General features: G+C 63.8%; 15 protein-coding genes. 2 read left to right on the forward strand and 13 right to left on the reverse strand.

Annotated features, from left to right (window positions below; all coding sequences use genetic code 11):
• Window positions 1–158: 158 nt before the first annotated feature.
• From ACK5L9_RS13415 to ACK5L9_RS13475, 13 genes are all read right to left on the reverse strand, one after another.
• Window positions 159–2,051 carry a PhoX family protein gene (locus ACK5L9_RS13415; RefSeq protein WP_416911970.1) on the reverse strand — a complete coding sequence of 631 codons (1,893 nt, stop codon included), beginning with the start codon at window positions 2,049–2,051 and terminating at the stop codon, window positions 159–161.
• A gap of 347 nt (window positions 2,052–2,398) precedes the next feature.
• Window positions 2,399–5,515 carry an AAA family ATPase gene (locus ACK5L9_RS13420; RefSeq protein WP_416911971.1) on the reverse strand — a complete coding sequence of 1,039 codons (3,117 nt, stop codon included), beginning with the start codon at window positions 5,513–5,515 and terminating at the stop codon, window positions 2,399–2,401.
• A complete protein-coding gene (locus ACK5L9_RS13425; RefSeq protein WP_416911972.1) occupies window positions 5,515–7,098 on the reverse strand; it encodes an NAD(P)-binding protein in 1,584 nt (527 codons plus the stop codon). The genes ACK5L9_RS13420 and ACK5L9_RS13425 overlap by 1 nt, the downstream gene beginning before the upstream one ends.
• A gap of 321 nt (window positions 7,099–7,419) precedes the next feature.
• The gene (locus ACK5L9_RS13430; protein WP_416911973.1) at window positions 7,420–7,734 is read right to left on the reverse strand and encodes an L-rhamnose mutarotase; all 315 of its coding nucleotides are present in this window, start codon (window positions 7,732–7,734) and stop codon (window positions 7,420–7,422) included.
• Window positions 7,734–8,549: a sugar phosphate isomerase/epimerase family protein gene (locus ACK5L9_RS13435; RefSeq protein ID WP_416911974.1), complete on the reverse strand. Its 816-nt coding sequence runs from the start codon at window positions 8,547–8,549 to the stop codon at window positions 7,734–7,736. The genes ACK5L9_RS13430 and ACK5L9_RS13435 overlap by 1 nt, the downstream gene beginning before the upstream one ends.
• Before the next feature lies 1 nt (window position 8,550).
• Entirely contained in the window at window positions 8,551–9,597 is a 1,047-nt protein-coding gene (locus ACK5L9_RS13440) for a Gfo/Idh/MocA family protein (RefSeq protein ID WP_416911975.1), read from the reverse strand.
• Window positions 9,594–10,328 carry a FadR/GntR family transcriptional regulator gene (locus tag ACK5L9_RS13445; RefSeq protein ID WP_416911976.1) on the reverse strand — a complete coding sequence of 245 codons (735 nt, stop codon included), beginning with the start codon at window positions 10,326–10,328 and terminating at the stop codon, window positions 9,594–9,596. The genes ACK5L9_RS13440 and ACK5L9_RS13445 overlap by 4 nt, the downstream gene beginning before the upstream one ends.
• A 2-nt stretch (window positions 10,329–10,330) precedes the next feature.
• On the reverse strand, window positions 10,331–11,308 hold the full coding sequence (locus ACK5L9_RS13450) for an ABC transporter permease (RefSeq protein WP_416911977.1): 978 nt from the start codon (window positions 11,306–11,308) through the stop codon (window positions 10,331–10,333).
• Window positions 11,305–12,369 carry an ABC transporter permease gene (locus tag ACK5L9_RS13455; RefSeq protein ID WP_416911978.1) on the reverse strand — a complete coding sequence of 355 codons (1,065 nt, stop codon included), beginning with the start codon at window positions 12,367–12,369 and terminating at the stop codon, window positions 11,305–11,307. The genes ACK5L9_RS13450 and ACK5L9_RS13455 overlap by 4 nt, the downstream gene beginning before the upstream one ends.
• The gene (locus tag ACK5L9_RS13460) at window positions 12,369–13,877 is read right to left on the reverse strand and encodes a sugar ABC transporter ATP-binding protein (RefSeq protein ID WP_416911979.1); all 1,509 of its coding nucleotides are present in this window, start codon (window positions 13,875–13,877) and stop codon (window positions 12,369–12,371) included. The genes ACK5L9_RS13455 and ACK5L9_RS13460 overlap by 1 nt, the downstream gene beginning before the upstream one ends.
• Before the next feature lie 50 nt (window positions 13,878–13,927).
• Window positions 13,928–14,965, reverse strand: coding sequence for a rhamnose ABC transporter substrate-binding protein (locus ACK5L9_RS13465; protein WP_416911980.1), 1,038 nt, complete (start codon window positions 14,963–14,965; stop codon window positions 13,928–13,930).
• Window positions 14,966–14,996: 31 nt separating this feature from the next.
• Window positions 14,997–15,959, reverse strand: coding sequence for a C-terminal binding protein (locus ACK5L9_RS13470; protein WP_416911981.1), 963 nt, complete (start codon window positions 15,957–15,959; stop codon window positions 14,997–14,999).
• Window positions 15,956–16,735, reverse strand: coding sequence for an acetoacetate decarboxylase (locus ACK5L9_RS13475; protein ID WP_416911982.1), 780 nt, complete (start codon window positions 16,733–16,735; stop codon window positions 15,956–15,958). Before ACK5L9_RS13475 ends, ACK5L9_RS13470 begins: the two co-directional genes overlap by 4 nt.
• Window positions 16,736–16,846: 111 nt before the next feature.
• Here ACK5L9_RS13475 and ACK5L9_RS13480 point away from each other — a divergent pair, with 111 nt between their 5' ends.
• Together ACK5L9_RS13480 and ACK5L9_RS13485 are read left to right on the forward strand one after the other, a co-directional pair.
• Window positions 16,847–17,614, forward strand: a complete 768-nt coding sequence (locus ACK5L9_RS13480; RefSeq protein ID WP_416911983.1) for an SDR family oxidoreductase — start codon at window positions 16,847–16,849, stop codon at window positions 17,612–17,614.
• A 14-nt stretch (window positions 17,615–17,628) separates the two neighbouring features.
• The gene (locus tag ACK5L9_RS13485) at window positions 17,629–18,750 is read left to right on the forward strand and encodes a mandelate racemase/muconate lactonizing enzyme family protein (RefSeq protein WP_416911984.1); all 1,122 of its coding nucleotides are present in this window, start codon (window positions 17,629–17,631) and stop codon (window positions 18,748–18,750) included.
• Window positions 18,751–18,941 lie beyond the last annotated feature (191 nt).

Genomic DNA, 18,941 nt, shown 5'->3' on the forward strand with positions numbered 1-18,941 from the left:
GCGCGGCGGCGGGGTGCAGGCTGTTCATATCCTGCGCCGCCCCTGTGCAAGCAGCAAGCAGCACAAAGCCCCGCATTTGCATGGGATTTCGCGCCCCGCCGAAAACACCCGCCAGAGACCAGATCAGCGCACCCATCCCCGGCCTTCGGCAATGACCGTCAGCCCAGCGTCGCGCCATCCTCGCGCCAGATGGCGATGACCGAAGAACGCGGCTTGCCCACGCCGTCGGGCCAGGATCCGCCCGGATGCTGGATGCCGACAAAGGCTGTCCTGCGGTCCGCAGACCAGCACAGGCCGGTGACTTCGGCACCGTTTGGCGCGGTCAGAAAGCGGGCGATCTCGCCGCTGTCAGGGTTGCCGATCAGCATCTGGTTATTGCCCATGCCGGCGAAGTTGTCAGCATTGCTGTCATTGCCATCGGTCTGGATCCACAGCAAGCCGGTGCTGTCAAAGGCCATCCCGTCGGGCGAGTTGAACATGTTGCCCGCTGTTACATTCGCCGATCCCCCATAGGCGTCCTCATGCACGGAAGGATTGCCCGCCATCACGAACAAATCCCATTCGAACCCGTCCGCGCCGTGATCGCCGCCTTCGGGCCTCCAGCGCAGGACTTGGCCGTATTCATTGGCCTGACGCGGGTTCGGTCCGCCCACCGGAGTCGCATCGCCCCCTGCATTCGGTTCGATCCCGCGTTTCGAGTTGTTGGTCAATGCGCAATAGGCCTCGGGCCGCAGCGGGTGGCAGGCGATCCATTCCGGGCGGTCCATCGTGGTCGCCCCGACCCGTGACCCCGCCATGCGCGCAAAGACCAGGATCTCGGCCTGCGACATGCCGGTTGCCTCGGGGGTCAGCGCGATCCATTCGCCGGTTTGGTCGTCGTGGAAACGCGCCACATATAGCGTGCCGTCGGACAACAAGGTATCGGTCGGCTGACCCTCTGCCCAGGTGCTGTCCGAGACGTAACGATAGATGAACTCGCCGCGCTCATCATCGCCCATATAGACCACGATCCGGCCATCGGCGGCCTGCACCATCTCGGCATTTTCGTGCTTGAACCGGCCAAGGGCGGTATGCTTGACTGGCGTGCCTGCCGCGTCCGAGGGGTCGATTTCGGTGATCCAGCCGTGGCGGTTGGGTTCGTTCGGCTCTTTGCTCAGGTCAAAGCGCGGATCGAATTTCTCATAGGCATAGCGGCTTTCATTACCGATGCCATAGCGGTTCTCGCCGTCGCTGCGCTGCTGGCCGGCCTCGCTGCTGTCGGAGGTGCCGAAATAGCCGTTGAAGTTTTCCTCGCAGGTCAGAAAGGTGCCCCAAAGCGTCTTGCCCGATCCGCAGTTGTTCATCGTGCCACGGGGCGACATTCCTTCGGCATCGGCATTGGTGCGGACCAGCCCGGACCCGGCGGCGGGGCCGTCCATGGTCATTGGCGTGTCATGGGTGATGCGGCGGTTGAAGGGGCTGTCAAGGACCACCTCGTAACCCTTGCCGGTATCGGCAATCTCTATCACGGTGACGCCCTGAATGTTCTTCAGCAAGGTCGCTTCATCGGCGCTTGCCGCCATGCCCCCCGATCTGGCGGGCAGGTTGATTTCCGGGTTGGCATATTCGGAATTGACGGCGATCACCTGCCTGCCGTCGATTACGAACAGTTCCATCCCGTCGGTATTTTCACCAAAGACGCGGTCTGACAACGCGACCGGCACGCCGGTTTCGGGGGAATATACGCCCTCGGCATCGGCGAACAGCGGCTGACCCCATTTGACCAGCGGCTTCCAGCGATACCCCTCGGGCAGATGAATGTCGAAATCGGTGGCGATGCCGATGGGAGCAAAGGGAAAAGCGGATGGTTGCGCGCTGGCCGCGCGTGCCGCGCCGGGAACCCCGGCGCCAAAGACCATTGCGCCCGATCCGAAGGCCAGCACGCTGCCCAGAAACCCGCGCCGCGACATGGCATGATCGACAACGCGGTCGAAATCGCTTGTGGCGGGTCGCGGGTCGCGCAATTCGTCAAATTCGTCCCATGACAGATTGACGGTCGATTTCATGTCCATAATCCGGTTTCCCTGGCTTGTTCACAGTGGCGAAGTCAAAATACGCCGCTTGCTTACATGCCTGTCCTGTCAGAAATGTGACACCGCGAGGCATCGCGGGTGCATCCTTCCTTGACAACCGGGTAACGAAGCAGGGTGACGCCCGGCAAGATTGATCCGAAAAGACCGGGAAAGCGCTGTTTCGCCGCGCCGGGTGACGATGCGGTTGTTCCCGGCCGTCGGCGCGAAATTTGTCCGATGCCCCGCCGGTCTATAGCCTGACGACTTTCTTCTCATTATGTTGTCAGGCTATAACCATTTGATTTGACGCTGATGCTGCGCCAATTTGATGATCAAATTGGCTTCCGTCAGCTATATCGGGCGTGGTGGTTTCGGGCGGCGTCGGTTGACGGCCATTCGGCGGTGTCTCCATGTGCCATATCGTGCAGGGCCTGACTGTATTCCGTCGGCTCGTCGCTGACAAAATCCGCCAGTGCTGCGGCGTGGTGGCGGGCGGTGGCGGGATCTTTGCGGGCGATGGCGGCCTCGATGGCGAGGCGGCGGAACTGATAGTGATTATGCCCGATCGCGCCCGTCGCCAGCAGCGTTTCGCCCTCGGCCAGCAGCGCGTTCTGCCTGTCCCCCGCGCCAAGCGCCAGTGCCAGCGAGCCCACGACCCACGGCCCGATGAACTGCTGGATCCCAAGCTGGCGCAGTTCGCCCAGTGCCTCATCCAGAATCGCGACGGCGCGGGCGCTGTCGCCCCGCAGGTGGGCGACATGACCCAGAGTTTCGGCAAGGAAGGGACGGAACCTGCGGGCACCTGTGGCCTCGACCAGCGCCAGCCCGCGATTCACCTCTTGCTCGGCTGCGTTCCATGCGCCGGACCACGCCAGCACCCATCCCGCCGTCAGCCGCGAGACGATCTCGGCGCGGGAATGTCCCATGGCCTGCGCCAGTTCGACCGAGGCGTACGCGTCGTCCAGCGCACCCTGCCAGTCCAGCGTATAGATCCGCGTGGTGCCGCGCATGAACAGGTTCGCGGCCTTGATCCGGCTTAGCCCATGCGTTTCACACAGCAGCAGGCAATCGTCAAAGGCCGCGCGGGCCGAGCGCATTCGCCCCTGCGCATAAAGCGCATCACCGCGACCGGACAGGGCCGCCGCCATCAGCCGGGGGCTGTTCAGTTCCGACGCCAGCGTCAGCGCCTCGGCATGCGCGGCAAGCGAGCCTTTGAAATCACCAGTGGGAAAGCGCAGCGATCCGCGCAGATACAGGATTTCGGACAGTTCCGGGCTCAGATTTGCGGCGCGGGCGGCCTTTTCGGCCTTGTCGCAGGTCTCGGCCGCCTGTGCGCCCCAATCGATCAGGCGCATGGTGATGATCTTGCCGATCTGCGCCTGGATCCGGATCACCGGGTCGTGGGCAGGATGAGCCTCGACCTCGTCGAACAGGGCAATGGCTTCCTGCGGGCGGTTGGCCTCGTGCGCAGAATGGGCCTGCCGCATCAACAGCTTCAGTTCGGTGGCGCTGTCCTTCGCGCAGGTCCGCCCCGTCCCGGCAAGGCGCATCGCGTCGGCATGGTTCATCGTGCCCGCCGCAGCTTCGGCGGCCTCAAGATAGGCCTGCGCCGTCTCGGTTGCGCCGATCATCGCCAGATGTTCGGCCCGCAGCGCGGGATCAAGTGGGCCGTGCCAGTCGGCGGCGGCCCGGTGAAAGGCGATCCGTTCGGCGGTCAGCAGGCTGGCATAGACGCAGTCGCGGATCAGCGCGTGGTGAAAGGCCAGCCCGTCGCCGTCGCCGTCGCGATGCAGGATGCGCCGTTCGACCAGCGGAGAGGGATCATAGCCCCGCCATCCCAGCAATGCCCGCAGCGCCTGTCGCGTGAATTTCTGCCCCAGAACCGCCGCCGCCTGCACCGCGCGGCGATTATCCCGGTCCAGCATGTCCACGCGTGCCTGAATCAGCGTCTGGATCGACGGCGGAACCCCGGACGAGAAATCCTCGATCCCGTGCCGCAAAAGTTGTTCCAGATACAGGGGATGTCCACCCGATACGGTAATGGCGCGCTGCGTCAGGTCTCCGGCGCTGATGATGGCCCGCGCCAGAAGCTGACATTCAGTCGGGGTGAGCGGACCCAGCTCGACCGTCCAGATCGGAGTCCTGTCCAGACCGGCGCGCCAGTCAGGCCCCAGTTGATCGCCCTCAAGCCGCGTCGTTGCCACCACGATCAGCGGTATCTCGCCCGCAAGTCGGCACAGGCGGGACAGCAGCGACAGGGTGGTCTGGTCGGCCCAATGCGTATCCTCGACGGCGATCAGCAGGGCCGAGGCGGCCGCAGCGCTGCGGAACAGGGCCTCAAGCGCCTCGAACTGCCTTGCCGTCCGCATTTCGGGCGCGGCGGCCTCGATCATGGCGGCCTTGTCGGAAGGCATCGCCTTGCCTGCCATGGCGTCCAGCCACGCCTGCGTCATTTCAGGCAGATTGGCAAGCGGAGACAGCGCGTCGGTGATGTCGGCAATGACCGCCGCGCCCTGAGCGCCGCCGAAATCCAGCACCCTGATCACATGGGTCTGAAACCCCTTGCCCCGCGCCGCGCCAAGCCACAACGACAGAAGCGAGGTCTTGCCGATCCCGGCCTCGCCGCGCAGGATGATCAACTGCCCGGTCCGGTTCTGGTCCAGATCGCTTAGCACCGTGTCGAACCGCTGCCGTTCGTCGGATCTTCCCACGGGAACCCAGCTTCCCTCATCGGCAAGGCCCAGAACCTGCCAGCACCGGATCTTGCCTTCGAATCCCTTGAACCTGTGACTGGAGGAATCGCCGATGCGCACAGCGGCACCACAGGCCGCGCGGATCTGGTCGGTCACAAGCGTTTCGCCCGGCTCGGCCGAACTGGCCAGCCGCGCGGCAAGATTGACCGAGGCACCGACCACCGACAGCCCCCCTGCGCTGGCGTTGCGCACGACGGCCTCGCCCGCGGCGATACCGATCCGCAGCTTCAGATCCAGCCCGCGTGACTGCCCCAGCCTGGCAAGCTTGTGATGCAGCCCCAGCCCCAGCCGCGCGGCCCGCAACGCCTCGTCCCCGCGCGCGTTCGGGGCACCGAACACCGCCATCAGCGCATCGCCCAGATGACGCTCGACCGTACCGCCTTCGCGCGCAGTCTCGTCATCGAGGATCGCGAAAAAGGATGATATCAGGTCAAAGGCCTGTTCGGGGTCCAGCCCGCGCGTGATTAGCGTCGAATCCACCAGATCGGCGAACAGCACCACGACGCTGCGCCGGGCTATTGCCGGCGGGTCGTCCTTGACAGCGGCGAAGGCGGCCAGAAGCTTGCGCCGGTGGCCAAGCGATGCGATCCCGATTTCCCTCAGGTCGCCGTCGCTCAGCTTTTGGGCAAGCGTCAGGTCGATGTCATGACTCTGGAACAGACGCCGATAGTCCGTCAGGCTGATCCGTTCCAGTACGTCGTCAAGTTCCATCAGGTGTCCTGAGTGACGCCCATTGCCGCGACGACCCTTTCGGCCTGTTCGAAGCACTGTTCATGCAGGCCGGCGCCGTTCGTCCAGCAGCCCGCGAAAAAGACCCGACCGTCCGACATGCCTTGACGCTGCGGCAATCTGTCCTGAATGTCCAGCAATGTCGGCGTCATCACGGTGTGCCGGAACCAGATCACCGCCTTGTCGGCATGTGCGTCGCCCGCATGATCCGGCGGGTGAAAGCCGGGCCTGCGTCCCAGGCGCCCCTTGACGGTATCCGGCTTCAGCCGCAGGACATGGGCATCGGGAATTGGCGGGGCCGGATTCAGCGTCACGAAATAGGTGGGCAGGCCAAAGCGGTCATATTCGGGACTCAGCGCGTCGTTGCGATGCCGGTTCTCGACATAGGTCATCTGATAGGGCATCAGGCCCTGTCCCGACCGGATTGTCACGTTATAACTGCGCCAACATCCCACATTCGAAGGCAGCACCTCGGCCCAGGTATGGGCGACTGCGCGGCTGACGGCGTGCTGAATGCGGCCCAGATCCGATGCCATCCCCTCGTCCAGCAGCGTGTCTCCGCGCGAAAAGGCGTTAAGCTGGTCATCGGCATGGGCCGCCATCACCACCGCATCGACAACATGCGGGGGATGTTGGTTTTCCGCGTCGCGGATGATGACCGCAGGTGCGCCGTTTGCCTCGGTGCTGGCCACCTGCGCGCGAAAGCCCTGCACAATGGTCACACCCCGGCCTTGCAGCCAGTTAGCAAGCGCGTTGATCCAGTCCTGCGAGCCGTGGGTGAAATAGCGCCGGTCGGGCGCTTTGCCCGTGCCGTACCCCTCTTGCAGGCGGTAATAGTTCATCACGCCGCGGAACGGCATGTCCTCGGGGCCGGTATCTGCGGCGAAATACATCGCGGCAATGCGCGGCATCAGAAACAGGCGCGCCACTTCGTCCAGCATGGCCGGATCGAACAGGGGCGCAGGCCCGGTCAGATAGGTATTGCGGAAATATTCGACATATCTGCGAACCGAATAGGTCCAATATTCCGGCTGTTCGCCGGGATTCTGGTCGGGGCCGAAATCCTGCGCCGCCCGCTGCATGAATTTCTGTTCGGCGTCCTTCAACCTTACGCTGTGCGGGTTATCCGGGTTGTCCAGCGAAAAGCGCAGATCCACCACGCCGCTGTGAGGGGATGACTTTTCGATCAGGTACTGATCCATCGTCCAGATTTCGCGCCCGTCCGGCGTGAAGAAGCAGGCCGAATCCTCCAGCGGGCGCAGTGCCCCGTCGTCGGGAAAGCCGGGCTGACAATAATTGATGGTCGTCATCGCCTGCGCCACCCGCTTGTAAGAGGACAGGTTGATGTCATTCACGCCCAGATCGGCAATCCGCGTGAACGGCTTTGGTGCCGCACCGCGATAATCGGTTCCAAGCAGCAGTTCGACCGTATCGGCATTGCCGCCCAGTGTCGGCTTGGCCTCAAAGACGGTGATCGCCCCTGTGTATTGGCTGGTGATCAACGTATAGGCGACAGATAACCCCGAGATTCCGCCGCCGATAATTGCGATTGATTTTGGCACCATTTTGATACCCTCCAATGTAAAATTCGCCAAAAACGGCAGCGATGCGATACGATTTGCCCCAAGAGCGCCGAAAACCGCGCAGCGCATGTGCATGCCCGCGTTTTCCCTACCACTGACAACTCAACTGAACCTCTCGGCGGTGCGAACCGTGAATACCCGCGAGGCTGTCGAACCGTGATCCGGCGTCAACACACCCTGTCTGGACCGGACAAAAGCCGGTGTCGAGTATTAACTGCACAGATCAGTATTTAATAAATATCTATCGGGGCAAGTTCGGCGCTGCCCCGCAAATCCTCGCTGCGCGAAGATGTGGATGCCGGGTTACTTCATCTGGAACTGAAGCGGCAGCAGATAGGGAAAACTGGTCGTCGGGTCGGCCTCGATCTTCATGATCGGGCCCATCCATTCGCCCCATTTCCGGTTGACCGGGCAATCGGCCAGATGACGGATCGCAGCGTCAAGATTGTCGGTCTCGAAATAGCCGAACAGCGTCAGCCCGTGGCGGAAGATGTTGTAATTCGAAATGCCCGCCTTGCGCAGCGTTTCCAGCATTTCGGGCCAGATTTCATCGTGGCGTTTGCGGTATTCGTCCTCGTATCCGGGACGGACCTCAAGAACCCATGCGTAAGAAGCCATCACGCGCCCTCCTTCCAGGCAGTATAACAATCGCGCAAGGCGATGATTTCGGTCAGGACATCATCATAAAGCGTATCCATGTAATCCTGATGAACCGGCTCGATCGCCAGCGCGCCCTGATAGCCGGCGTCCCGCAGCGTGCCGAACATGGCAGGGAAGTTCAGCGTGCCTTGGGCGAATTTGGTTTGCAGCGCGCCCATCCGCGCCTGCCTCAGATGCACATGCGCGGCAAAGGGGGCCAGCGGGTCGATTTCCTCTTGCCGATAACCCAGACAGGCAAAATGCGCATAATCCAGCGCCAGACGAATGCCGGTTTCGTCCACCAGACGCCGCACGACCGAGGGGGATTCGGCGAAGGAATGAACATGCGGTTCGATGCACAGCGTGGCTTTGTACCCCTGCGCCAGCGCCACCATCTCGCGCAGCGACGCGGCAGAGGCCGCTGCGGCCTGTTCGCGGCTCTGGCCCGGATTGACCACGCCGGGCAGGATGAACACTGTCCCGATTCCGGCGGCGTCGGCAAAGGTCAGCACCTGTGCCAGATCGCGCAGGTTGTCATCCATCGTGCCGGGCAGGGCCAGATTGCGCCCGTCCAGCCCGTCGCCGAACAGGTGATAGTAATTCGGCAAGCGGACCCCCAGGCCCGCCAGACATTCGGCGGCCCCCTTTGGGTCGGACAGGATCCGCGTCTTGTCCAGCGCCGAACGATAGAACAGCCCCACATCCAGCGCCGCGATCCCAACTGCGCGGGAAATATCTGCGGCCTCTTGCAGGGTGCAGGATGGCAGCGACCAGGCGGTCAGCGAAAGATACATGTCAGCCTCCGATCCGGGTCAGTTGCCCGGTCGCGGCGGACCGGTACATTGCCTCCAACGCCTCGGTCACGCGGGCACCGCATTCGGCGTCGGACGCGTTGACCACATCCTCGCCCGCGCAAAGCCGCGCAAAGGCCCGCACCGGCAGCGTGCCGTCATAATGCGCCTCGGCCGGGGTGATGTCGAATGCCTCTTCGGTGCTATCCAGACGGCTTAGCGTCAGGCGCGCGCGTTCGGTGTCGAACATGATCACCCCCTCGGATCCGTAAAGGCGGATATCGACATGCAGGCCCTTGTGCTTGGGCATGGTTGCCGATCCCGACAGCGCGACGGTGGCCCCGCTTGTCGTCCGCGCGCAGGCGGCATCATAATAATCCACCCCCGATGCCGACTTGCCATCCATGCAACAGACGCAGTCAAATGCCAGATCGCCGACATGGGTCAGCCATGCCAGCGAATGCGACATCTGACCCCAGCCATAGCCACCCGCGCGCGCCGGATCGGCCCAGGTCGAGGCCGGGGGGCGGAACAGATCGCCCTCGGTTTCCAGCATTGGCTGGCCCGCGAACAGGTCATCAAGCGCCGAGCCCATCTGGCAGACGGCATGACGCAGCCTGCCGATCCGGCCCGCGCGCACCCAGTCCACCGCCTGCGCGGTAAAGCGGGTAAAGTTGATCGCGGTCGGGATTATGACCTCTTTTCCGGCGGCCCTGGCCGCGTCGGCAATGGCGCGGCCATCGGCCCCGGTCGTTGCCATGGGCTTTTCCACCAGCACATGACAGCCCGCCCGCAGCGCGGCAATGGCGGGCGCGGCATGGGCGGTGTGCGGGGTCGAGACCATCACCCCGTCCAGCCTTTCGCGGGCCAGCATCTGATCCAGATCCTGATAACGCGCGGCAATGCCGAACTTGTCGCCCGCAGCCTTCAGCCGCCCCGCGTCCAGATCGCAGATCGCCACGATTTCGGCCTCGGGGCAGTCCCGGATTGTCGGGATGTGGTTCACGGTCGCCCACCAGCCGATGCCGACCACGCCAATTCTTGCCGTCATGTTCCCCCTCCCTGAGAATCCTGCGCGACCGTCGAGTTATAGACGTTCTGCATATGCTGTTCCGCCGCCAGCGCCGCGCCCGAAGGGTCGCGCGCCCGAATCGCCTCGAACAGGCGGCGGTGATCCTTGAGGCTTTGTTCCAGAACCTTCGGATTCTCGGATGCCCGGCGGCGAAATTCCAGGCCAAGCGAGTTCAGGCTTTCGCCGATACGCTTGAGGAAAGCGTTGCCGCAGCCTGCCCAGATCGCCTCGTGGAAACGCAGATCGGCCACGCGGAACGCCTTGGGATCGGAAATCGTGCCGGGCTGTTCATCCAGCAGCCGCTGCAGCGCGTCGATGGCGGTATCTGACATGGCCAGCGCCGCGCGCCGCGCCACATCGCCCTCGATCAGGGCGCGGGCATCGTAAAGCTCGCGCAGGTTCATATCCTCAAGCGACAGGAAAAAGCGGATCGGTCCCAGCAGCGCGTCGGCGTCCAGCCGGCTGATGAAGGCACCGCCGCCCTGCCGGACCTTGACCACGCCAAGGATCGACAGGCCCCGGATCGCCTCGCGGACCGACGGTCGCGACACGTCCAGCATCTCGGCCAGTTCGCGTTCGGGCGGAAGCTGGTCGCCGGGTTGCAGCGAACGCGATGTCACCATCTCAAGGATACGTTTGGCCACCATCTCGGCCACGGATTGCCGGGCGATGGGTGCCTCTTGCAGGAATATGGAAGGTTTATCCCCCATGATCATGATCCTTCTCCTGCCGGTTTGGCAGGTCTTGCGAATATTGCGCCCAGCCTGATCCGGGGCGCGATGACCGAGCCGATCAGCAGGATGCCGATGATGCCGGTCTGGATATGCCCGGTGATGTTCAGCAGCGCCATCCCGTTGCGCAGGTTCAGCACGATCAGCACCGCCAGCAGCGTGCCCCACAGGCTGCCCGAGCCGCCAAAGATGCTGATCCCGCCCAGAAGGACCATGGTTATGATGTCCAGTTCGAACCCGTTGGCGACATCGCCGCGGACCGCGCCCACACGCGCGGCGAACAACAGGCCCGCCAGCGCCGAGACCGCGCCCGAGGCCATGAACAGGATCAGCTTGTGACGCGCCGTGTCGATGCCGGCATAGGTCGCGACCTCGCGGCTGTTGCCGATCAGATAGGTTTTGCGCCCAAAGCCGCTGCGCTGAAGCACGACATAAAAGACCAGAAACAGCGTCGCGAACAGGATGATCGACAGTGGCACCGGCCCGATCAGGCCGCGCTGGCCAAGGGCGTCGAACCAGTCGGGAAAGCCGGTGATGCCGCGATCCTCGACCAGCACCCGCGCCAGCCCCCTGAACCCGATCAGCGTGGCCAACGTCACGACCAGCGAAGGAAGGCCGATCCGCGCGATGAACCAGCCGTTCAGCGCGCCCCCCGCCACGCCGATCAGCAGGACGATCACGCAAGCCAGCCCGGCGGGCATTCCGTTGGCGAACATCCACCCGAAGGCACAGGCCGCCAGCCCCATCATCGAGCCGACGGACAGGTCAATCTCGCCATTGATGATGATCAGCGTCATGACAAGCGCGACGATGATCTTTTCGATCGACAACTGAAACATGTTGATCTGGTTGGACAGCGTCAGGAACTGCGGCGCCAGCATCGTGTTCGCGATGACAATGACGACAAGAGCGGCCAGCAGGAACCCCTCCCAGCTTTTCAGCCTTGAAAGCCCGTTCATGCCTTTGCCCCCTGTTGTGCCGCCAGTTCTGCGGCAATCCTGTCCTCGGCCTTGCGGTGTTCGCGGGCCTGACGTGCGGCCATCAGGCGGCGCATCAGCAGCGCGTCGGTCGCGACCGACAGCAGGATCAGCACGCCCAGAACCGCCTCGCGCCAGAATTCGCTGACCAGCGCCCACCGCACCAGGCTGGAATCAATCAGATCGACAAGGATCGCCCCGATCAGTGCACCGATGACCGTGCCCGATCCGCCAAAGATATTGACCCCGCCCACGACCGACGCGGCGACGGATTTCAGCTCGAACCCAAGGCCAGCGACAACGGTGATCGTGCCGAAGCGCGCAAGAAACATGAAGCCGCCAAGCCCGGCCAGAGCGCCCGCAAGGACAAAGGCCACGAACACGGTCCTGCCGGTGTCGATGCCCGCCATCGCCGCCGCTTCGGGGTTCGAGCCGATGGCATAAAGCCTGCGGGCCGCGCGCAGCCGGGTCAGCGCGACATGGACCAGCAACACCACGGCCACGGCGGCAACGAATCCGGCGCGGAACTGCATCCCGCCCCATTGCCACAGAACCGCGTTCGGAAACGAAACCAGCCATTGCGGCAGATTCGCCGTCGAAATCGAGGTCGATCCCGAATATTCGACCAGCGCCGACCGGAACAGAGCCATCGTCCCCAGTGTCACGATGATCGAGGGCACACGCGCAAAGGCAACCAGCGCACCGTTGATCGCGCCGAACATCGCCCCCAGTACCATCGCATAGGCGACAAGGGCGACCGGCCCGATATCGGGGTTGTTGCTGACAAGGCTGCCGGTTGCAAAGGCGACAAAGCCGACCACGGACCCGATGGACAGGTCGATATTGCGGGTGATGATCACCAGCGTCTGCGCCGTGGCAATCAGCGCCATGATTGCCACGGAACTGGAGATGCGGTTGAACAGCCGCCCGTTCAGGTAATTCGGCACCACCAGCGAAAAGAACAACAGCACCAGCCCGACCACGACCAGCAGCGCAAGGATGCGCAGCGTCTGCGGATTCAGCCTGTCGATGACGCGCATCATCACGACGCCTCCTGCATTGCGGCCTGACCGGTGGCCAGAACCATGATCCGTTCCTGTGTCGCCCCGGCGGCGTCCAGCATGCCCATTTGTCGCCCCTCGCGCATGACAAGGATGCGGTCGCCAAGGGCCAGTACCTCGGGCAGGTCGGATGAAATCACGATGGCCGCGCCTCCGGCGGCAGCAAATTCGCGGATCAGGTCATGCACCTCGGCCTTGGCGCCGACATCGATGCCGCGCGTCGGTTCGTCAAAGATCAGGATGTCGGGCTGCATGTTCAGCCACTTGGCCAGCATGACCTTTTGCTGATTGCCGCCCGACAACGTGCCGACCGCGATTTCCACATCCGGCGTACGGATGTTCAGCCGCTGGCGATAGGTTTCGGCGACGTTGCGTTCCTGTTCGACATTCAGCAGGCCCCAGCGGTCCAGAAACCCGGCCAGAGTCGCGACGCTGATATTGGCGCGGATCGGCATCGGCATGGACAGGCCCAGCTTGCGGCGATCCTCGGAGACATAGGCGATGCCCGCCTCCATCGCCTGACGCGGTCGGGTGATGCGCTGTTCGCGGCCCCGGATGCGAATGGTGCCGCCGGTCGCGGGCGTCACGCCGAACAGCGACAGCGCCACATCGGTGCGCCGCGCGCCGACCAGACCGGCCATGCAGATCACCTCGCCCCGGTGCAGGTCAAAACCGATATCCTCGAACACGCCGGCCAGCGACAGCCCCCTGACCTCCAGCGCGACCTCATCCGTCGCGGTGCCCGGTGCCTTGTCCAGATAATTTCCCACCTCGCGACCGACCATCTCGGCGATCATCCCGTCAGAGGTGACTTCGGCGATGGGGCGGGTTGAAATATGGGTGCCGTCGCGGATCACCGTTACCCGGTCGGCGATTTCAAAGATCTCTTCCAGCCGGTGCGAGATATAGACCACCGCGACCCCGTCAGCCGCCAGCGCAGTGGCGATACGGCGCAGCCGCGCGGCTTCGTGTGCGGAAAGCGACGCGGTGGGTTCGTCCATGATCAGGACGCGCACGTCCTCGGACAGGGCGCGCGCGATTTCGACCGCTTGCTGTTCGGCAAGGGTCAGGCCGCTGGCCACCTGATCCACATCCATGTCGATACCGATCCGCGCGATCAGGTCGCGTGCCTTGCGGGCCTGCCGGGCGGGACGCCGCAACAGGCCCTCGCTGCGGGCGCTGATAAAGATGTTCTCGGTCACGTCCAGATCGGGAAAGACCATCGGTTCCTGATAGATCGCGGCGATGCCAAGGACACCCGCCGCCTGCGGACCCATGATCCGCTGCTGGGTGCCATCGACAAGAACCTCGCCCCTGTCGGGCTGGTGGATGCCGGTCATGATCTTGATCATGGTCGATTTTCCGGCGCCGTTCTCGCCGACAAGGGCGTGAACCTCGCCGGGGTAAAGATCAAGCGACAGGTCGGTCAGCGCGTGCGTCATGCCAAAGGACTTGGACACGCCGCGCAACTGCATGATTGGCTGGGCCATGTGCTTCTCCTGACGGGCCCGCGACCGGCGCACGGTCGCGGGCCTTTCGCCTATTTGGCCGCGGCTTCGACGTTTTCGCTGTTATAGACGGTGAACGGTCCCATCAGGATGCGTTTCGCGCCGGGGCGGCCCGGATCCTCTTCGATGGTGTAGTCGCCCATCCGGCCTGCGGTAAAGCTTTCGCCGACCTCGCCTTTCAACTGGCCGGTCGCCAGCCCGTAGGCGGTGTAATAGGTCAGATAGCCAAGGTCGCGGAAATCCCACAGGGTAAATTCCGGCGCGCAGCCGTTCATCGTGTAGGACAGCATTTCCGACGGCAGACCCAGCCCCGAGACCTTGACCTTGTCGCACAGCCCCTCGTCCTGCATCGCCTTGGCGGCGGCCTGAATGCCGACGGTCGTGGGCGACATGATCACACCCAGATCCGGGTACTGATCGACCAGAGACAGCGCGCGGTTATAGCTGACTTCGGCCTGATCGTCGCCATAGACAATGTCCACCAGCTCGATCCCGGCATATTTCTCGTCCTTCAGCGCCTCTTGCATCGAGGCGATCCAGGCGTTCTGATTGGCGGCGTCGGGCGTTGCCGACAGCACCGCCATCTGACCCTTTCCGCCCAGGATCGAATGGGCCATGTCAGCCATCACCGTGCCGATCGACCCGAAATCGACCTGCGCGACAAACACATCCTCGCCCTGACCGCCGGGGATCGGGCTGTCCCAGGTCACGACGCGGGTGCCGGCCTTTTGCGCGGCCTGCGCGGCGGGGGCGATCTGGTCGCCCGCGTTGTTCGACAGCATCACCGCGCCCTGCCCCTGCGTGGCCGAGGTCGTCATGATCTCGATCTGCCCTGCGACCGAGTTTTCAGGCGTTGGCCCGACGAACAGCAGCTTGCCGGGATTGGCCAGTTCCTGATGCGCCTCGGTCGCGCCTTCGTTGGCCTGATCGAAAACAAGGATGCCAAGGAATTTGGGCAGCAGCACCATGTTCACATCCTTGCCGCCCTCGATGGCGGTTTGCGCGCTGGCGATGCCTGCCGCGCCGACGGTCAGAGCGGCCGCAAGGCCAAGGGTCCGGGGTAATCTCATGGTTTCCTCCTCTGTTGAAATCGTTCGGTTCTTATGGGTTGGGAACGGGCTTGCGCGGCGGCTCGCCTCGCAGCGCACGGGCCAGATCCCCGGCTACCAGCCCCTGCAACCGGCCTATGGCCGCGTCGGAATACCAGGCGGCATGGGGCGTCAGCAGACAGTTCGGCGCGCTGCGCAGCGGCGATGCGGCGGGCAGCGGCTCGGTTCGGAACACATCCAGCGCCGCGCCGCCAATGGTGCCCGCAACCAGCGCGGCGGCCAGATCATCCTCGTCGATCAGAAGGCCGCGCGCGGAATTGACGATCATCGCATGGGGCTGCATCCGGGCCAGCCTTTCGGCGTTGAAAAAGCCGGTGGTTTCCGCCGTTGCGGGCGCGTGCAGCGAAATCAGGTCCGCCTGTGCCAGCAGCCCGCCATTGTCCACCAGTGTTACACCGGCGGCTTTGGCAAGGTCAGGCGTCAGCCCCGGATCAGCGGCGATGAAGCGAAAGCCAAAGCCCGCCAGCCGCGCTCTCACCGCGCGGCCGATCTGACCCATGCCGAAAAAGCCGATGACAGTTTCGCTGGACGGTTTCAGCGGACTGGCCACCCGCACAGCAGCCCATTCCCCCGCCCGGACCGAACGATCCAGCCCCGCCAGCCTGCGAAGAAGCGTCAGGATCGCGGCGGCTGTGTGGTCGGCCACCTCGTCGGCGCAGTAATCGGGCACATATCCGACCTTCAGCCCGGCCGCGCGGGCGGCGGCAAGGTCGATATTGTCGTAGCCCACGCCATAGCGGATCACCGTCGCGCCGGGCTTGACCGAGGCGGCGGCCAGCGGGCCAAAGGCCGCGAACTGTACGGCGACGGCATCCGCCCCGGCGACGGCCTCGGCCACTTCGGCATCGGTCTTGCACTGATACGCCGCGAAATCTGCACCGGCCTCGCGGGCGGCGGCCTGTTCTGCGGCGAGGTCGGGAAAGGTGTGGTCGGTGACGACGACTTTACGGTTCATGCACTGTCCTCAAGGTAATCGTGAACGATTTCACCGGCGACCAGCGTGAAATCCGCCCGCCAGAAAATACCCTCCAGCGGTTCCAGAACCGGCAGGCGAAACACCGGAAGTTGGGCGTTGGGGCGCAATTCGACGGTCGCCGGCCCGGTCCAGGCCTCGTGAACGCGGACATTGTCCAGCCGACGGCTGGTCAGTTGCCTGATGGCCGGGTGGCCGTTGATATGATCAACCGCCTTGAGGTTGATATTGGTCGCAAAATCGAAATGCGGCTTCAGCCCGTCCGCGCCGATGCGGCGCTGTTTGTAGGGCATGGTGGCGGTGATCACATCGATTCCGTTGCGTTCGACCTGCCCGACGATCAGATCGCCGCGAAACTCCAGCCCCGGCTGGCCCAGCTTTTTCGGCTGACCATGCACCTCTCGACCATGGGCCACGCCAATATCCGAAGACAGCACCAGATAGGGCGAATAGGCCCCGACCCGGTCGCCCAGACGCGCGGCGAACATCACATTCGCCTCGGCATAGGGGCCGATCCAGTCGGTATCGTTCATCCGGTAGATATGCGCGCAGACGACGTCGCCGACCGGTTCCAGCGGCGGAGGCAGCAGGAACGCCATCGCCTCGGGGTCGGTGCGCCAATAAACGGTCAGCACTTCCGCATTGCGGAACTCGAACGGAAAGGGGGGCACCATGGGCGCATCCCAGGGTGTCGAAAACCCGCTTTTGCAAATATCCGCGACGTCCGGCCTTGTCAGCCCGAAACGTGTTTTGCGCATGGCGCCCCTCCTCGCTGCGGACCGGCCAGATAGGCTTTGACTTGCGGGCTCGGTCACATTACCAATTAATTGGCCTTACCAATTCATCTGTCAAGAAGGAAATCACGACCGATGTTCGACCTGTCCCCGATCGACGTTCCCGACCTGTCGGGCCGGACCATCCTTGTCACCGGTGCCGGTCGTGGCATCGGGGCGACCCTCGCCGGAATGCTGGCGGCAAAGGGCGCGCGCGTCTATGCGGGCATTTACCGCGAGGCGGACCCCACGCTTTCGGACCAGCCTGAACGCTGCACAACGGTTGATCTGGACGTGACCGACGCCGCCTCTGTCGCGTCGGTCATCACCCGGATCCGGGCCGAGGCGGGCACCCTTGATGCGCTGGTCAACAACGCCGGAACCATCGCGCCTATCGGCCATGTGGATACCCTGCCCACCGAATCCCTGCGCAATGCGCATGAGGTGAATGTACTGGGCCTGCACCGTATGACCTGCGCCGCCCTGCCGCTGTTGCGGGCATCGCGGGGGATCGTGATCAATGCGGGAACCGGGGCCGCGACAACCCCGATGGAGGGATGGGCCGCCTATTGCGCCTCGAAGGCGGGCGCGCGGATGCTGACGCTGATGTTCGCCAAGGATCTGGACCGAGGCGAGGTCGCCTTTCGCTTTGTCGGCATCCCACCCACCGATACCGGCATGCAGGCAGAAATCCGCACCGCCGGGCTGAACCCGGTCAGCAAGATCGCGCAAGGAGATCTGGTCCGTCCCGAGGTTCCGGCCAGCATCATGGCATGGCTGTGTGGCCCCGATGCGCGCGTGCACGACGAAATCCTGCTTGACGTCCGCGACGAATTCTTTCGCAAGATGATGACGCGATCCTGAGGAAAGGGCATCCGATGAAAGTCCACAGCGTCGAGGCGATTCCGGTCTCGTACCAGGAACCGACCGATCACAACCGGTTCCGCTCGGTCTGTCTGGTCAGGATCACCGATAGCGATGGCCGCACCGGCTGGGGCGAGGCCTGTGCCTTCTTTCCCGAGGCGACGCTGGCCGCCGCGAAGATCGTCGAGGGCATGGCCCCGCTGGTGATCGGGCAAAACCCGCTGCATACCGAAGCGATCTGGCTGAAACTGAAAGATCAAAGCTGGTGGTATGGCACCGGATCGGGCATCGCGTCGCTGGCCATATCCGGCATTGACATTGCGCTGTGGGATCTGAAGGGCAAGCAACTGGGGGTCAGCGTGCTGGACCTTCTGGGCGGCCCGGTCCGCGACCGCCTGCCCGCCATCGCCAGCCTGCATGGCACAAAGGCCAGCATCGATGAGATGGCCGCCGAAATCGCCGCGCATACCGATACCGGCCTGCATGGGGCCAAGGTGGGGTTCGGCAAGGCGGGCGATGCGCATCTGGGCTTTGACGAGGCGCGCGATCTGGAATTTGTGGACAAGGTGCAGGCGGCAATGGGGCCGGGCAAGAATCTGATGATCGACCTTGGCGTCCGAAACTTCTGGGATGTACCCACCGCCATCCGCCGCGCCCGCGCCTTCGAGGAACGCGGCGTCGCCTGGCTTGAGGAACCGTTGGGCCATGACGACCCGCAGGGCTATGCCGCGCTGCGCGCCGCGTCAGGCATCCGCATCGCCTATGGCGAAAGGGAATGGAACGCGCGGGGGGTGCAACGGATCGTCGGCACCGGAACCGTGGATGTCATCGGTCTGGATCCCGGCCGCGTCGAAGGCATTACCGGCTTTCGCAAGGCCGCCGATATCTGCGCCCTGAACCGCCGGCAGGCGAATGCGCACAACTTCTCGACCGCGATCGTCGGCGCGGCCAGCCAGGCCCTCAGCTTCGCCTGTCCCGCCTGCACCCTGCTGGAACTGCAACCCGTCTATGGCCCCGCACAGAAGGATCTGGTGGACAGGCCGGTCTGGCACGGCGAAGGCTATGTGAACCTGCCGACCGGGCCGGGATTGGGCATCGAGATCAACGAGGATCTGGTGAATTCCGCGCGGATGTAGCGGGGTGTTACCGAAGCGTCAGGCGTTCCCGATACAGCAAAGGCGCATGATTTTTCTGCATATATTTTTGTATTTACGTCACTATTTATAAAAACCGGCGAATGTTCGCTGACAAACGGCTGGTTTATTCTCAGGGGACCATTGCTGGGCTACACTGGCCACAAATCAGCCCTTTTTTCCGTGCGGCCTAG

Source organism: Paracoccus sp. (in: a-proteobacteria), from assembly GCF_047973135.1.
Taxonomy (GTDB): domain Bacteria; phylum Pseudomonadota; class Alphaproteobacteria; order Rhodobacterales; family Rhodobacteraceae; genus Paracoccus.

Bases quoted from the DNA above. Each gene is read 5' to 3' on its own strand.
- ACK5L9_RS13415 (WP_416911970.1), bottom strand. From the start codon at position 2,051: ATGGACATGAAATCGACCGTCAATCTGTCATGGGACGAATTTGACGAA.
- ACK5L9_RS13420 (WP_416911971.1), bottom strand. From the start codon at position 5,515: ATGGAACTTGACGACGTACTGGAACGGATCAGCCTGACGGACTATCGG.
- ACK5L9_RS13425 (WP_416911972.1), bottom strand. From the start codon at position 7,098: ATGGTGCCAAAATCAATCGCAATTATCGGCGGCGGAATCTCGGGGTTA.
- ACK5L9_RS13430 (WP_416911973.1), bottom strand. From the start codon at position 7,734: ATGGCTTCTTACGCATGGGTTCTTGAGGTCCGTCCCGGATACGAGGAC.
- ACK5L9_RS13435 (WP_416911974.1), bottom strand. From the start codon at position 8,549: ATGTATCTTTCGCTGACCGCCTGGTCGCTGCCATCCTGCACCCTGCAA.
- ACK5L9_RS13440 (WP_416911975.1), bottom strand. From the start codon at position 9,597: ATGACGGCAAGAATTGGCGTGGTCGGCATCGGCTGGTGGGCGACCGTG.
- ACK5L9_RS13445 (WP_416911976.1), bottom strand. From the start codon at position 10,328: ATGGGGGATAAACCTTCCATATTCCTGCAAGAGGCACCCATCGCCCGG.
- ACK5L9_RS13450 (WP_416911977.1), bottom strand. From the start codon at position 11,308: ATGAACGGGCTTTCAAGGCTGAAAAGCTGGGAGGGGTTCCTGCTGGCC.
- ACK5L9_RS13455 (WP_416911978.1), bottom strand. From the start codon at position 12,369: ATGATGCGCGTCATCGACAGGCTGAATCCGCAGACGCTGCGCATCCTT.
- ACK5L9_RS13460 (WP_416911979.1), bottom strand. From the start codon at position 13,877: ATGGCCCAGCCAATCATGCAGTTGCGCGGCGTGTCCAAGTCCTTTGGC.
- ACK5L9_RS13465 (WP_416911980.1), bottom strand. From the start codon at position 14,965: ATGAGATTACCCCGGACCCTTGGCCTTGCGGCCGCTCTGACCGTCGGC.
- ACK5L9_RS13470 (WP_416911981.1), bottom strand. From the start codon at position 15,959: ATGAACCGTAAAGTCGTCGTCACCGACCACACCTTTCCCGACCTCGCC.
- ACK5L9_RS13475 (WP_416911982.1), bottom strand. From the start codon at position 16,735: ATGCGCAAAACACGTTTCGGGCTGACAAGGCCGGACGTCGCGGATATT.
- ACK5L9_RS13480 (WP_416911983.1), top strand. From the start codon at position 16,847: ATGTTCGACCTGTCCCCGATCGACGTTCCCGACCTGTCGGGCCGGACC.
- ACK5L9_RS13485 (WP_416911984.1), top strand. From the start codon at position 17,629: ATGAAAGTCCACAGCGTCGAGGCGATTCCGGTCTCGTACCAGGAACCG.